Raw genomic sequence first — 13809 nt, 5'->3', positions numbered from 1 at the left:
ATGCAGACGCTAGGGAGATGGGGGATGGTTCCCAAGGCGGCACGCCGTCGACGTGTCGACATGGCGACGAATGCCAACCACTGTGACTGCTCAAGCCGAATCGACCGCACATAGTGCCAGAGCTCGTCGGCGTGGGCTGTCAGGTCAGCGCGCGGGGGTGGCTCGTCGCGTAGACCTCGCGGAGGCGGTCCACGGTCACCAGCGTGTAGACCTGCGTCGTCGTCACCGAGGCGTGGCCGAGCAGTTCCTGCACCACGCGGACGTCGGCGCCGCCGTCCAGCAGGTGGGTCGCGAAGCAGTGCCGCAGGGTGTGCGGGGAGATCTCCCCTGTCAGCCCGGCGCGCTCGGCCGCCGTCCGGAGGATCGACCAGGCGCTCTGGCGGGACAGCGGGCCACCGCGCACGTTGAGGAACAGCGCCCCGCCGCGCACCCCCGACCGGCCGTTCGCGGCCAGCGCGGGCCGCGCGCGCACGAGGTAGTCCTCGACGGCCCGCAGGGCGTAGCTGCCCACGGGGACGACGCGCTCCTTGCCGCCCTTGCCGGCCAGCCGGACGGTGTTCTGCCCGCGGTCGACGTCGTCGACGGCCAGGCCGACCGCCTCGGAGATGCGGGCCCCGGTGCCGTACAGCAGCTCCAGCAACGCCCGGTCGCGGAGCCCGCGCGGCCCCTCGAGGGAGCCGGCGGCCTCGATCAGCGCGACGACGGACTCGACGGGCACCGCCTTGGGCAGGCGGCGCGCCGGCGTGGGCGGCCGCACCTCGTGGGCGACGTCGTCGGGCACCAGGCCGTCGAGCAGCGCGAACCGGTGCAGCCCCCGCACCGCCACCACCGCGCGGGCGGCCGAGGTGGCCGACAGCGGGGGATGGTCCTCGTCGCCCCGGCGCAGCGCGGCGAGGAAGCCGGCCACGTCGGACTCCGCCACCTCCCCCAGCCCGCGCACCCCCGCCGCCGCGAGGTACCCGGTGTAGCGGCGGAGGTCGCGGCGGTAGGAGGCGATGGTGTTGGCCGCCAGGCCCCGCTCCACGGTCAGGTGGTCCAGGTAGCCGGTGACGACCCGGTCGACGTCGGGGCCTGCGGAGAGCGCGCTGGTCACACCGTCGCCCCGGTCCCGGCCCCGCGCGCCGGTCCGCTCCTCGCTCGTCCCTCGCTGCGATGCTCCCGTCGCTGTCGTCAGGACAGGACCTCCTGGAGCGGGGCGGCGGCCATGCCGTGGGCCTCGGCGACCTCGGGCAGCACCACGCTCCCGCCGACGACGTTCACCCCGTGGGCGAGGGCCGGGTCGCGGTCGACGGCCGCGGCCGTGCCCTCGGCGGCCAGCGCCATGACGTAGGGCAGCGTGACGTTGGTCAGCGCGTGCGTGGAGGTGTTCGGCACGGCGCCCGGCATGTTGGCCACGCAGTAGAAGACCGAGTCGTGCACGCGGAAGGTCGGGTCGTCGTGCGTGGTCGGCCGGGTGTCCTCGAAGCAGCCGCCCTGGTCGACGGCGATGTCCACCAGCACCGACCCCGGCTTCATCCTCGACACCAGCTCGTTGCTGACGAGCACGGGCGCCTTCGCCCCGGCCACCAGCACCGCGCCGATCACCAGGTCGGCGTCGAGCACCGCCCGCTCGACCTCGTAGGCGTTCGAGGCGACGGTCTGCAGGTGCCCCTGGTAGATCCGGTCCGCGGCGCGCAGCTTGTCGATGTCGCGGTCCATGACGACGACCTCGGCCTGCATGCCGAGAGCGATCGCCGCCGCGTTCATGCCCGAGACGCCGGCGCCGATCACCACCACCTTGGCGGCGTAGACCCCGGAGACGCCGCCGAGCAGCACGCCGCGACCGCCGTGCGCCCGCTCGAGGCAGTGCGCGCCCACCTGGGGCGCCATCCGCCCGGCCACCTCGGACATGGGGGCGAGCAGCGGCAGCGTCCCGTCGGCCTTCTGCACGGTCTCGTAGGCGATCGCGGTCGTCCCGGAGGCCACCAGCGCGTCGGTGCACTCCTTCGACGCCGCCAGGTGGAGGTAGGTGAAGAGCGTCTGGTCGGCGCGCAGGCGGCCGTACTCCTCGGCGATCGGCTCCTTGACCTTCAGCAGCAGGTCGGCGTCGGCCCACACGTCGTCGGCCTCGGCGACGATGCGCGCGCCGGCGGCGGTGAAGTCCCGGTCGGGGATGGAGGAGCCCTCCCCCGCCCCCTGCTCCACGAGCACCTCGTGCCCGGCCCGCGTCAGCTCCGTCACGCCGGCAGGCGTGAGCGCCACCCGGTACTCCCGGTTCTTGACCTCTCGGGGAACTCCGACCCGCATCGCTGGCTCTCCTGGTCCCGGCGGGCCGCTCCCGAGGGTGACGGGCCAGCCCACCACGTCGTGGGCCGCCCGGTCGGGGCGGGCCTCGCCGGAGTCTAGGCACGCCGACCAGCTCCGTCCCGGGCCGGAAGCCGTTTCGTGACCGTGCCGCCCGGTCGCAGCGTCCGCGCCGGGCTGCCGCGGCCGCCCACCTGGCCGACGATGAGGGGCCCACCCGCCCCTCCCGGAGGACGCCACCGCATGCGCTTCTACGCCCAGCACCCCGCCCTGCGGGCCCGCCAGCTCGCCGCCGACGTCGGCTTCCTGGCGTGGACGGTGGCCTGGGTGCTCGTGGCACGGGCCGCGCACGGCGCCGTCCTCCTGCTGGCCGGACCGGGCCGGGCGGTCGAGGACCTCGGCCGGTCGATCGCCGGGTCGATGAGCTCGGCGGCGTCGGCCGCCCGAGGCGTGCCGCTCGTCGGGGACGAGCTGGCCGAGCCCTTCGACGCGCTCTCGGGCGCGAGCGGCTCTGTGGGCGGCGCGGGGCAGTCCGCCCAGGACGCGGTGGGCGAGCTGGCGACCATCCTCGCCGTCGTCCTCGTGCTGCTGCCGGTGGGCTGGATGCTGCTGCGCTGGCTGCCCTGGCGGCTGCGGTACGCCCGGGACGCCGGCGCCGCGACCCGCCTCGCCGGCAGCGGCGCCGGCCTGGACGTGCTCGCCGTCCGGGCCGCCGCGACGGCTCCGCTGGACCGGCTGGCCGGGCTGCCGCCCGGCACGGGGGCGGCCTGGTGGGCCGGCGACGCCGCGGCCACCCGCGAGCTGGCGGAGCTGGAGCTGCGCCGGCTGGGCCTGCCCCCGCCAGGGGAGGCACTGGAACGGCCACCCTCCGGGGGCCCGCGCTGACCCTGCCGGGCGCGAGGGGAAAGGGGGTCCTTCGCCTACCCCGCGTCGACCGGGCGCAGCCGCGGACCGGCCGCCCGCACCTGGGCGGCCGCGAGCAGCCCGACGACGGCCGCGACGTTGCGGATGCCGCCGTCGAAGACCTGCTGGACGGCGTCGGCGAGGGGCACCCGCTCGACGGTCATGTCCAGCTCCTCGTGCTCCACGGTGAAGCCCTCGGGTCGGTCGACGTCGGTGAGCCCCTCCGCGAGGTAGACCAGCACCTGCTCGTCGCAGAAGCCCGGCGAGCTGTAGTGGGTGGTCAGCAGCGACCAGCGGGCCGCCGAGAGCCGCACCTCCTCGGCAAGCTCGCGCTTCGCCGTCTCCAGCGGCGGCTCGCCGTCGGCGTCCCGCAGCCCGGCCGGCAGCTCCCAGAGGTACCCACCGACCGGGTGCCGGTACTGGCGGAGGAGCACCACCTCGTCGGCGTCGGTCAGCGCCACGACCGCCACCGCCCCCGGGTGGTGCACCACCTCGCGGACGCTGTCCCCGCCGCCCGGCATCGCCACGGTGTCCTTGACCAGGCTGATGACCCGGCCCTCGTACACCGGCTCGGTGGCCAGGACGCGGTACTCGTGCGCGTCCGGCTCCCCCTGGCCCATCAGATGCCGACCTTCTCGGCCTCGTCGACCGGCACCGGCAGCCGCGCGGACTCCTGGTACTCGACGGCGGCCCGCACGAACGCCGCGAACAGCGGGTGCGGCCGGGTCGGGCGGCTCTTGAGCTCCGGGTGGGCCTGGGTGCCGACGAAGAAGGGGTGCGTCTCGCGGGGCAGCTCGGCGAACTCCACCAGCAGGCCGTCGGGCGAGGTGCCGGAGAAGACCAGCCCGGCCTCGCCGAGCCGGTCGCGGTAGGCGTTGGCCACCTCGTAGCGGTGCCGGTGCCGCTCGGTGATCTCGGTGGAGCCGTACGCGGCGGCCACCACCGAGCCGTGCTGCAGGCTCGCCGGGTAGCTGCCCAGCCGCATGGTCCCGCCCATGTCGCCCCGGCCCGCGACGACGTCGAGCTGGGTGGCCATGGTGGAGATGACCGGGTCGGGGGTCTCGGGGTCGAACTCCGCGGAGTTGGCCTTCTCCAGGCCGGCGACGGTGCGGGCGTACTCGATGACCATGCACTGCAGGCCCAGGCACAGCCCCAGCGTCGGGATGCCGTTGGTGCGGGTGTACCGGATGGCGCCGAGCTTGCCCTCGATGCCCCGCACGCCGAAGCCACCGGGGATGCAGACCCCGTCGACGCCGGCCAGCGCCTTCTCCGCGCCCTCGGGGGTCTCGCAGTCGTCGGAGGGCACCCAGCGGATCTGCACCTTGCTGCGGCGCGCGAAGCCGCCGGCGCGCAGCGCCTCGGTCACGGACAGGTAGGCGTCGGGCAGGTCGATGTACTTGCCGACGAGCGCGATCGTCACCGTCTGCTTCGGCGCGTGGACGCGGTCGAGCAGGTCGCCCCACACCGTCCAGTCGACGTCGCGGAACGGCAGCCCCAGCCGGCGGACGACGTAGGCGTCCAGGCCCTCCCGGTGCAGCACCTTCGGGATGTCGTAGATCGACGGCGCGTCGGGGCAGGAGATGACCCCCTCGGGGTCGGTGTCGCACATCAGGCTGATCTTGCGCTTGAGGCCCTCGTTGATCTCCCGGTCCGACCGGCAGACCAGCGCGTCGGGCTGGATGCCGATGCTGCGCAGGGCGGCGACCGAGTGCTGCGTCGGCTTGGTCTTCAGCTCGCCCGACGGCGCGATGTAGGGGATGAGCGAGATGTGCAGGAAGAAGCAGTTGTCCCGGCCGATCTCGTGGCGCACCTGGCGGGCGGCCTCGAGGAAGGGCAGCGACTCGATGTCGCCGACCGTGCCGCCGATCTCGGTGATCACCACGTCGACCCGCTCCGCCGAGTCCGCGCCGGCGAGGATGCGGGCCTTGATCTCGTTGGTGATGTGCGGGATGACCTGGACGGTGTCGCCGAGGTACTCGCCGCGCCGCTCCTTGGCGATCACGTCGGAGTAGACCTGCCCGGTCGTGACGTTCGCCCGGCCGGAGAGGTCGGTGTCGAGGAAGCGCTCGTAGTGACCGATGTCCAGGTCGGTCTCCGCGCCGTCCTCGGTGACGAACACCTCACCGTGCTGGAACGGGTTCATCGTCCCCGGGTCCACGTTGAGGTAGGGGTCGAGCTTCTGCATCGTGACGCGGAGGCCACGGCTGGCCAGCAGCGTGCCGAGCGAACTGGCGGTCAGGCCCTTGCCGAGCGAGGAGACGACCCCGCCGGTGACGAAGACGAACTTCGTCGGCTGGTTGTTGTGGAGCAGGAGGCTGCCACCCGAGTGATCACGTGTTCCCGACGGTCGATCCACGGGAGACGACCGTAACACGATCCGCGCCGTCGGCCGGACCGGAGCGGGGCGCGCCGCCCGCGGCCTCCCGTGTGCCGGGGAGGTCGTCCTCGCGGCCGGCGGCCAGCCACACGAGCAGGGGCACCAGCAGGGCGGCCGCGGTCGCGGGCAGGGCGACGCCGGAGTCGTTGACCGCCGCCCCGATGGTGAGGCTCAGCGCGATCGACACCAGCACCGCGCGCAGCACGGCGGCGTCGGCGGGCGGCAGCCCGGCGGGCCCGCTCGGCGGCCGCCCCGGCCCGGCCGCGACGCTGCGCAGCGGCCCGCCGGGGCGGAGCAGCCAGACGGCGGCGACCAGCGCGACCGGCAGCATCCAGGCGAGCGGGCTGCCGAGCAGGATGCCGAGGTTGGCCTGCGCCTTCCGGCTCACCACCGTCAGCGCCTCGCCGCTGAGCACCTGCTCGACGAACCGGCCCAGGTGGGTGCGCTCCGCGGGCGGCCGCAGCCAGTCGAGCACCGCCACCGTGCTCACGGCCACCACCGCGGCCGCGAGGACCCCCGCCATCCGGACGACCGTCACCCGCACCCGGGCGAGCAGCATCGCCAGCAGCAGGAAGCCCGGCAGCGCCGCCAGGACGCCGCCGAAGTCCCGACCCAGCGGTGGGGCCCCGATGACGACGACGGCCAGCAACCCGGCGCCCACCACCACGGCGCCCGTGCGGCGGCGCCGTCGCTCTGGGGCCGACCGGCGCCCGACCGCGGCGGCCAGCGCCGCGGTGACGGCCAGGGCGCTCACCGACAGCAGACCGAAGGTGAGGTTGCCGTAGCCGGTGAACCGCCCGGCGACGATCGCGTCGTACCCCAGCGGCCCGTTGTGCTCGAGCCTCGAGCCGGTGAGGACGTCGCCGACGAGGGTGACCAGGGTCAGCACCAGGACGGCCAGCGCCGGGCCCAGCCGGTGCCGGCGCCAGGGCCCCAGCACCGCCGCCGCGAGCACCAGCAGGTCGGCGACGACCACCGACGCCACCAGGGCCGCCAGCGGCGCGGGCGCCCGCTCCCACGGCGCCAGCCCCGCGAGGTAGGTGGCCACCGGCAGCCCGGCGGCGGCCAGGCAGAGCAGTCGCAGCGCCCGGCGGGCCGGCGGCCAGGTCCCGGGACGGGCACCCCGCCGCCGGCTGCCCACCACCAGCACGCCCAGCCCGACGACGGCCGCGCCGACGAGCACGAAGGTCCAGAAGAAGACGCCGGTGTTGCGGTGGTGGGTGATCGCCGCGGTGTTGACCCGCTCCAGCTCGGCGACCGCCTCGGCCAGCGGAGGCCGCTCCCCCGTGCTGCGCCACGGCTGGCCGTTCATCGACGACGGCGGGTCCAGGCCGAGCGCGCGCAGGGCGGTGGGGGCGACGTCGATGAGCTGGACGAACGGCACCCGCCCGGTGCTCGACGAGGTCAGCCAGCCCGCCTCGAACCCGGGGCCCTGCGCCATGCCGACGTGCAGCTGCGGGCGGCCGTCGTTGACCTCCGAGATGCCGGCCAGCAGCAGCAGCGTCTCCCCCGGCAGCGCGTCGACGGCGGCCCGCAGCCGGCCCAGCGCGTCGTCGATCCGGGTCAGCGCGGAGGCCCGCGGCTCGGGCCGGGTGCCGTCGTCGGTCGGCTCGGCACCGGGGGCGCCGGCGTCGGCGAGCTGGTCGAGGGAGACCAGGCTCAGCGGGCAGGCGGTCAGCAGCTCGACCAGCTCCCCCGGGTCGGCCGGCAGGGTGGGCACCGTGGTGAGCGGCACCCCCTCCGCGGCGGCGGCCAGCGCGGCGGCGCGGCCGGACACCGCGGCGCAGCCGACCGCCTCCCCCAGCGCGCCGGGCTCGGCGCCGAAGCGGACGGTGCCCTCGTCCTCGGCGATCCGGGCGACGGTGGCCTGCGGGTCGCCCAGGGCCACCGCGGCCACCCGCTCCTGGAGCCCGCAGCGGGTCAGCGAGGTGTCCAGCCGGGGCTCCTCGGCGGCCTCGCCGTCCCCGGGCACCTCCTCGTCGGCGTCGCCCTCGGGCGCCTCCGGGTCGGGCAGGGTGGGCAGCGGGACCGGCGGGAGCCCCTCGTCGGTGCCCGGGAAGCGCGCCCGGTTCCCGGCGCCGAGGGTCGCCCAGCCGTCCAGCACGCAGCTGGTGGAGCGGGCCGCGCGCACCGACGTCGACCCGATCGCCGCCCCCTCCGCCAGCGACCACAGGTGCGGCGTCGAGACGGCGTCCACGTCGGACCAGGTGAGCCCCGGGATCCCGACCACGACCACCCGGTCGGCGCCGTGGCCCTCGTCGCCGGTCACCGCCGCGGCGCCGGCCGGCAGGGCGACCAGGAGCAGCACCAGCACGACGAGCGCCGCCGCGCGGCGTGCCACCCGCACCGCCGCCCCGGTCATGCCGTGGGCCGGGCCGGTGGCGTCCCGAGCAGCTCGCCGTAGATCGCGACCAGCTCCGCGGCCGTGGCCTCCTCGTCGGGCCAGCCGGCCGCCTGCCGGGACCCGGCCGCCACGAGGTCCGCGGCGTGCGCGCTGTCGCAGAGCACCCGCACCACGGCCTCGGCCAGCGCCACCGGGTCGCCCACCGGCACGAGCTCGGCGGCGTCCCCGAGCAGCTCCGGCAGCCCGCCGGTGCGGGTGGCGACCAGCGGCACCCCGGCGCGGAGGGCCTCCTGCGCGGTCAGCGAGCGCGCCTCCCAGCGCGAGGGCAGCACGCAGAGGTCGGCGGCGCCGAGCAGGTCGGCGACGTCGTCCCGGCGGCCGAGCAGCGCGACCGGGAGCGCCTCGGCGCGGATCCGCCGGGCCAGCTCGTCGTGCAGCGGCCCGTCCCCGGCGATCACCACCGACGGCGCCGGGCGCACCCGCTGGTCGGCCGACCAGCGGGCCACCGCGTCCAGCAGGACGTCGTAGCCCTTCTGCGGGTGGAGGCGCCCCACGGCGACGACGAGCGCGCGGTCGTCCTCGAGGCCGAGCTCGGCGCGGACCTGCGCCGGGGGGCGGGTGGCCGGGGGCAGCGGCGGTGCGGACACCGGGGCGACCCGCACGTCGCCCGCCCCCAGCCGCCGGGCGTTCTCCGCGAGGTCGGCCGAGGCGGCGAGGACCACGTCCGCGGCGCGCACGGTGGCCTGCTCGGCGCGCTGCAGGACCCGGCGCCGCAGCCCGCCGCCGTCGGGCAGGGCGTTGTGCAGGGTGAGCACCAGGGGGACGGTCCCGCCGGCCAGCCGGCGGGCGGCCGCGGCGACCAGCCCGGCCCGCAGTCCGTGGGCGTGCACGAGGTCGGTGCCGGCGAGCGCGCGGCGGAGCGCCCGCACCGCCCGTAGGTCCGCGGCCGGGGCCAGGCCCGCGGAGATCTCCACGGGGGTGAAGCGGGCGCCCCGGCCGGAGAAGCCGAACAGCGCGTCCGTGGCCGCCGGCCCGCAGACCCCGACGTCGGCGCCGGCCGCGAGCAGCGGCGGCACCAGCGAGCGGACGTGGGTGCCCACCCCGCCGGTGCTGGTGGCCAGCACCTCGGTGACGCGGCGTTCCCGCAGGGGCGCCTCAGCCACCGCGCACCTCCTGCCGGTCCGTCGTCCGCAACTCCCGGAGCGCCCCCACGAGCTGCGCACGGGCCGTCCCCATCATGACCGCCAGCGCGACGACCAGCACGACGCCCCCGGCGAGGAGCCCGGCGGCGAGCGCGAGGAGCAGCCCCGCATCGGGCACGCGGTCGGCGCCCAGCGCACGGGCGACCCACAGCCCGGCCGCGCCGCCCAGGCCCGCGGCGAGCACCGCGGCGGGGCCGCTGCGCGACAGGCCGTGCAGCGCCGGCCGGCCCGCCGCCCGCACGACGGCCACCAGCAGCCCCGCGCCGGCGACGGTGACCCCGAGGGTGTGGCCGAGGGCCAGCGCGGCGGCCCGGTCGGCGGCGGGGAGCGCGCGGGCCAGCACGACGTCGGCACCGGCCGCCAGCAGCCAGCCGCCCAGCACCCACGCCGTCGGCGCCTTCCACAGCCCCCGGGCGTAGAGCGCGCGGGTGAGGACGGCGACCAGGCCGTAGCCGAGCAGGCCGGGTGCGAAGGCGACGATCGTGTCGCGCAGCGCCGCGACCTCGCGGTCGGTCCCGGAGACGAGGAAGACCCGCGCCACGGGGCCCGCGGCGGCGACCAGGACCGCGGTGGCGACGGCGGACGCCGCGACGGTGAGCACGACGACGGGGGCCAGGGCGCGGCGGTAGCCGGTCTCGTCGCCGCTCTCGGCGCGCTCGGCCAGCCCCGGGTAGGCCGAGGTCGCCAGCGGCACGGCGAGCGCCGCCCAGGGCAGCAGGAAGACCGTCAGACCGGCGACGTAGACGACCTGGGTGCCGTCGGGCGCCCCGCTGTTGGCCAGCCGGATGGCGACCACGGCCACCAGCTGCTGACCGGCCAGGGTGAGGACGCCGGCCAGAGCGAGGCGGCGGACCCGCGGGGCGGCGCCGACCGGGAAGCGGAGGGCCGGCCGAAGGCCCAGCCGCAGCCCCCGCAGCGGCACCAGCAGGCTCAGGCTCAGCGCCACCACGCCGAGCGTCGTCCCCACGCCCAGCACCAGCTCGGCCGGGGTCGAGAGCCCGGCCACCTCCTGGCCGCCGCCCATGGCCGCGAAGGTGAGGTAGGCCCCCGCCACGACGACGCTCGACAGCAGCGGCGCCAGCGCCGGGCCGGCGAAGCGCCGGTGCGCCTGGAGCACGCCGGTCAGGACGATGCCGATGCCGTAGAGGACGACCTGCGGGGCGAAGACCAGCAGGAAGCGGGCGGCCAGCGCGACCTGCTCCGGGTCCTCGGCACCGAGGAGCAGCCGGGCGATCGGCTCGGCCAGCAGCGCGAGCAGGACCGCGAGCGGGACGAGCAGCAGCAGCGTCCAGCCCAGCAGGGCCGAGGCCGTGCGCCGCACCTGCTCGCGGTCCCCGGCGGCGATGCCACCGGCGAGCATGGGGACGACGAGGCTGGCCAGCGCCCCACCGGCGACGACCTCGAAGACGATGTTCGGGACGTTGTTGGCCGCGAGGTAGGTGTCACCGGTGCTGTCGGGGCCGACCGTGTTGGTGAAGACCAGCGTCCGCCCGAACCCGGCCAGCCGGGCCAGGACGGTGAGCGCCGCGATCAGCACCGCGGCCCCGGCCACCCCGCGGGCCACCTGCCGCGTGGTCACGAGGATCGGCGACCGAGGCGGTCCAGTTCCCGCAGGCCCGGCGTGGCCTCGATGACCCGGGTGAAGCTGATCCGCTCGCTGGCGAGGGTGAGCCCGGTGACGACGGCGAGCGAGCCGGCGCGTGCCCGGCGGGAGGGCATGGCGGCCAGCCGCAGGCCCAGCAGCGCACCGAGGGCGTTGGCCCCGCTGTCCCCGAGCATGACCCGCTCGCCGAGGTCGTCGGGCAGGACGGCCAGGGTCGCGCCCAGGGGCCCCGCCACCAGGGCGCCGGAGGGGCCGCCGAGGCCGGTGGCCGCCGCGACGGCGCCGGCTTTGGCCGCGCGCCCCGGCCGCAGGTCGAGCAGGTTGAGCAGGTTGGCGGTGCCGGCGACGAGCCCGGTGGTGAGCACGGCGTCGACGAGCGCGCCGGGGCCCCGCCCCGGACCACGGGTGAGCAGCGCGGCGACGGCGGCCGCGGCGCCGATGCCGGCGACCTTGACCGCGCCCGCCGAGACGCGGCCCTCACGCAGGGCCCGCAGGTGGCCGGCGAGCCCCTTGTCGCGGGCCTGCTCCGGCCGGGCGCCCGCGAGGTCGTCGTACCCGCCGACGAGGCCGGAGACGGCGCCGACCACCGCCGCGGCGGCCCGGGTGCCGGGCGGGGCGCCCAGCGCCGCGGTCGCCGTCGCCGACAGCGCCAGCGCGGGGCCGCCGAGCAGGCTGACCGGCCGGCCGGCGTAGTTCGTGCGCCGCCAGGGGCCGCCGGCGGGACGGTCCGCGAGCCGGGCGGCGACCGCCAGGGCGACCCGGGCCGCCCCGGCCCCGGCGAGGGCGGGGAGCGCGGTGCGCCGGGCGCTCACTGCGCGCCGGTGGGCAGCGGCGGCACCGGCTGGGCGTCCTCGCCGGTCCCGTACATGCCCGAGGTGCCCTGTGACTCCTGGCCCAGCGCCAGCACCGTGCTGATCCGCCCGACGACGGCCGCGACGTTGTCCACCGTGGAGATCGCGTCGGCGAGCGCCGGGTCCGCGCGCACGGCGCCGATGAGCCCGTTCGGGCGGGCCGACGGCGCGTCGCCGGCCACCACGGCTCCCCGGCCCTGCGCGTCGAGGGCGGCGGCCAGCTCGACCAGGGCGGCGTTGCGGGTGTCGGCGTCGTCGCCGGTGAACCCGCTGCCGGTGAGCAGCACCGCGTGGTCGGCGGGCGAGACCGACGTGCTCTCGGGGACGAGGACGTCCAGCGAGCTCAGGCCGGCCAGCACGGAGGAGACGGCGGCGGTGTCGGGCGCCGGGCCGTCCGGCGGGATCATCAGCACCTGCGACAGCAGGCCGGCCACGAGGACACCGGCGTCGCCGCTCTCGGGCAGCTGGACGCCGGCGGGCAGCCCGGCGCCGGTCACGAAGCTCTGCAGGGCGGAGGCGGTCGCCGGGTCGCTGTACTCGGGCTGGAGCCGCACCACGCCGCTGACCGAACCGCCGGCCTCCTCGATCAGCTCGGTGACCGCCTCGACCGTCTCGGGGGTGACGCTCTCGTTGGTCGGGACGAGCAGCACGGAGCGGTCGGTGAGCGTCCCGTCGACCAGGGGCCCGGCGACGGCCTCCTCGAACTCCTGCGAGGTGTCCAGACGTGCCTGCAGGTCCCGCGTCTGGTCCTCGAGGTCCCGCTTGTCCTGCTCGAGCTGGGCCACCTGGTTCTCGATGTCGGCGAGGATCGGCTCGTTGAGCGCCGTCGTCCCGATGACGATGCCCAGCGCCACCGCGAGGAACACCGCGATCAGCGAAACCAGGTGGTAACGGAAGTCGATCACGTGAAGAGGTTCTCCAGCCAGAACATGAAGCTGTTCCATTGGTCGAGCAGCAGGTCCAGGTAGACCCGCCCGGCCGCGGACAGGGCGAGGGCCGAGCCGATGGCGACGAAGGCGGCGATCACCAGGACCACGAGCGCGGTCGTCGAGATGCGGCTGCGGTACAGCCGGCTGACGCCCTTCGCGTCGACGAGCTTGCCGCCGAGGCGCAGGCGGGTGAGGAAGGTCGAGGCCATGCCCCCGCGTCCCTTGTCCAGGAACTCGACGAGCGTGGCGTGCGTGCCGACGGCGACGATGAGCGTCGCGCCCTTCTCGTCGGCGAGGAGCATCGCGATGTCCTCGCTGGTGGCGGCCGCCGGGAAGGTGATGGCCTCGACGCCGAGGTCCTGCACGCGGGCCAGGCCGGGTGCGCGGCCGTCCGCGTAGGCGTGCACGACCACCTCGGCGCCCGAGCGCAGGACGTCGTCGCTGACGGAGTCCATGTCGCCGATGATCATGTCCGGCGAGTAGCCCGCCTCGACCAGCGCGTCCGCGCCGCCGTCCACGCCGATGAGGACCGGGCGGTAGTCGCGGATGTAGGAGCGGAGGGCGTGCAGGTCCTCCTTGTAGTCGTAGCCGCGGACGACCACGAGCACGTGCCGGCCCTCGATCTTCGTGGTCACGTCCGGGACGCCGACGCCGTCGAGCAGGAGCGCGCGCTCCCGCTTCATGTACTCCATGGTGTTGGCGGCGAACGCCTCCAGCTGCACCGAGAGGCCGGCCTTCGCCTCGGCCATCGCGGCGGCCACCGTCCCGGCGTCGTGCTCGGTGCCCTCGGCGAGGACCGTGCCCTCGGCGTCGACCAGGCGGCCGCCGTCGAGGCGGACCTCGGTGCCCTCCTTGACCTTCGCGAAGACGTCCTTGCCGACGTCGTCCAGGAGCGGGATGCCGGCGTTGATCAGGATCTCGGGGCCCAGGTTCGGGTAGCGGCCGGAGATGCTGGGCGCGGCGTTGACGACGGCGGCGACCTTGCAGCCCACCAGCGCGTCGGCGCTCACGCGGTCGATGTCGACGTGGTCGATGACGGCGATGTCGCCGGGGCGCAGCCGCTTCGTCAGGTTCTTGGTGCGCCGGTCCAGGCGGACGGTGCCGGCGGTACCGGGCCCCGCCTCGTGAGCCCGGCCGCGGCGAACGGTGCCGATGCGCATGACGTTGCATGCTGCCACGCTCGGCGGCCGGGCCGATCCTCCGACGCGCCTCGGCGACGCCCCGGTCACGCAGCGTGTCCGACACCACCTTCGGCCGACACGCCGGGCTCGCCGTGTCGGCCGCCTTCGCGGAACCGTTACCGAGTCGTGACTAGCG

11 protein-coding genes are annotated in these 13809 nt (G+C 76.3%); 1 reads left to right on the top strand and 10 read right to left on the bottom strand.

The genetic code is table 11. The features are described 5' to 3' along the window. Window positions 1-139: 139 nt before the first annotated feature. Both ACI79P_RS12070 and ald read right to left on the bottom strand, forming a co-directional pair. Window positions 140-1093 (bottom strand): site-specific tyrosine recombinase XerD, encoded by a 954-nt coding sequence (locus ACI79P_RS12070; protein ID WP_456581294.1) that lies wholly within the window; start codon window positions 1091-1093, stop codon window positions 140-142. A gap of 77 nt (window positions 1094-1170) precedes the next feature. Then, window positions 1171-2286: an alanine dehydrogenase gene (gene ald / locus ACI79P_RS12065; protein ID WP_456581293.1), complete on the bottom strand. Its 1116-nt coding sequence runs from the start codon at window positions 2284-2286 to the stop codon at window positions 1171-1173. A gap of 240 nt (window positions 2287-2526) precedes the next feature. Between ald and ACI79P_RS12060 the strand changes: the two genes are divergently transcribed. Next, window positions 2527-3168 carry a hypothetical protein gene (locus tag ACI79P_RS12060; RefSeq protein ID WP_456581292.1) on the top strand — a complete coding sequence of 214 codons (642 nt, stop codon included), beginning with the start codon at window positions 2527-2529 and terminating at the stop codon, window positions 3166-3168. A 35-nt stretch (window positions 3169-3203) separates the two neighbouring features. Here ACI79P_RS12060 and ACI79P_RS12055 read toward each other — a convergent pair whose 3' ends face one another. The 8 genes from ACI79P_RS12055 to steA are packed head-to-tail and all read right to left on the bottom strand — an operon-like array spanning window position 3204 to window position 13652. Continuing rightward, window positions 3204-3806 carry an NUDIX domain-containing protein gene (locus ACI79P_RS12055; protein ID WP_456581291.1) on the bottom strand — a complete coding sequence of 201 codons (603 nt, stop codon included), beginning with the start codon at window positions 3804-3806 and terminating at the stop codon, window positions 3204-3206. Then, window positions 3806-5542 (bottom strand): CTP synthase, encoded by a 1737-nt coding sequence (locus ACI79P_RS12050; RefSeq protein WP_456581290.1) that lies wholly within the window; start codon window positions 5540-5542, stop codon window positions 3806-3808. Before ACI79P_RS12050 ends, ACI79P_RS12055 begins: the two co-directional genes overlap by 1 nt. Further along, window positions 5517-7925: a hypothetical protein gene (locus ACI79P_RS12045; protein WP_456581289.1), complete on the bottom strand. Its 2409-nt coding sequence runs from the start codon at window positions 7923-7925 to the stop codon at window positions 5517-5519. Before ACI79P_RS12045 ends, ACI79P_RS12050 begins: the two co-directional genes overlap by 26 nt. Further along, window positions 7922-9070, bottom strand: coding sequence for a glycosyltransferase family 4 protein (locus ACI79P_RS12040; protein ID WP_456581288.1), 1149 nt, complete (start codon window positions 9068-9070; stop codon window positions 7922-7924). Before ACI79P_RS12040 ends, ACI79P_RS12045 begins: the two co-directional genes overlap by 4 nt. Continuing rightward, window positions 9063-10688, bottom strand: coding sequence for a murein biosynthesis integral membrane protein MurJ (gene murJ / locus ACI79P_RS12035; protein WP_456581287.1), 1626 nt, complete (start codon window positions 10686-10688; stop codon window positions 9063-9065). Before murJ ends, ACI79P_RS12040 begins: the two co-directional genes overlap by 8 nt. Beyond that, a complete protein-coding gene (locus ACI79P_RS12030; RefSeq protein ID WP_456581286.1) occupies window positions 10685-11524 on the bottom strand; it encodes a hypothetical protein in 840 nt (279 codons plus the stop codon). The genes murJ and ACI79P_RS12030 overlap by 4 nt, the downstream gene beginning before the upstream one ends. Further along, entirely contained in the window at window positions 11521-12468 is a 948-nt protein-coding gene (locus tag ACI79P_RS12025; protein ID WP_456581285.1) for a copper transporter, read from the bottom strand. Before ACI79P_RS12025 ends, ACI79P_RS12030 begins: the two co-directional genes overlap by 4 nt. After that, the gene (gene steA / locus ACI79P_RS12020; RefSeq protein WP_456581284.1) at window positions 12465-13652 is read right to left on the bottom strand and encodes a putative cytokinetic ring protein SteA; all 1188 of its coding nucleotides are present in this window, start codon (window positions 13650-13652) and stop codon (window positions 12465-12467) included. Before steA ends, ACI79P_RS12025 begins: the two co-directional genes overlap by 4 nt. Between the last annotated feature and the right edge of the window lie 157 nt (window positions 13653-13809).

It is taken from the genome of Blastococcus sp. SYSU DS0510 (assembly GCF_054050835.1).
The sequence above is the reverse complement of the archived record's forward strand: the minus strand, read 5'-3'. Positions and strand labels throughout refer to the sequence as shown.

Excerpts from the sequence above, each read along its gene's own strand:
- ald (WP_456581293.1), bottom strand. The coding sequence starts at position 2,286 with ATGCGGGTCGGAGTTCCCCGAGAGGTCAAGAACCGGGAGTACCGGGTG.
- ACI79P_RS12060 (WP_456581292.1), top strand. The coding sequence starts at position 2,527 with ATGCGCTTCTACGCCCAGCACCCCGCCCTGCGGGCCCGCCAGCTCGCC.
- ACI79P_RS12055 (WP_456581291.1), bottom strand. The coding sequence starts at position 3,806 with ATGGGCCAGGGGGAGCCGGACGCGCACGAGTACCGCGTCCTGGCCACC.
- ACI79P_RS12045 (WP_456581289.1), bottom strand. The coding sequence starts at position 7,925 with ATGACCGGGGCGGCGGTGCGGGTGGCACGCCGCGCGGCGGCGCTCGTC.
- steA (WP_456581284.1), bottom strand. The coding sequence starts at position 13,652 with ATGCGCATCGGCACCGTTCGCCGCGGCCGGGCTCACGAGGCGGGGCCC.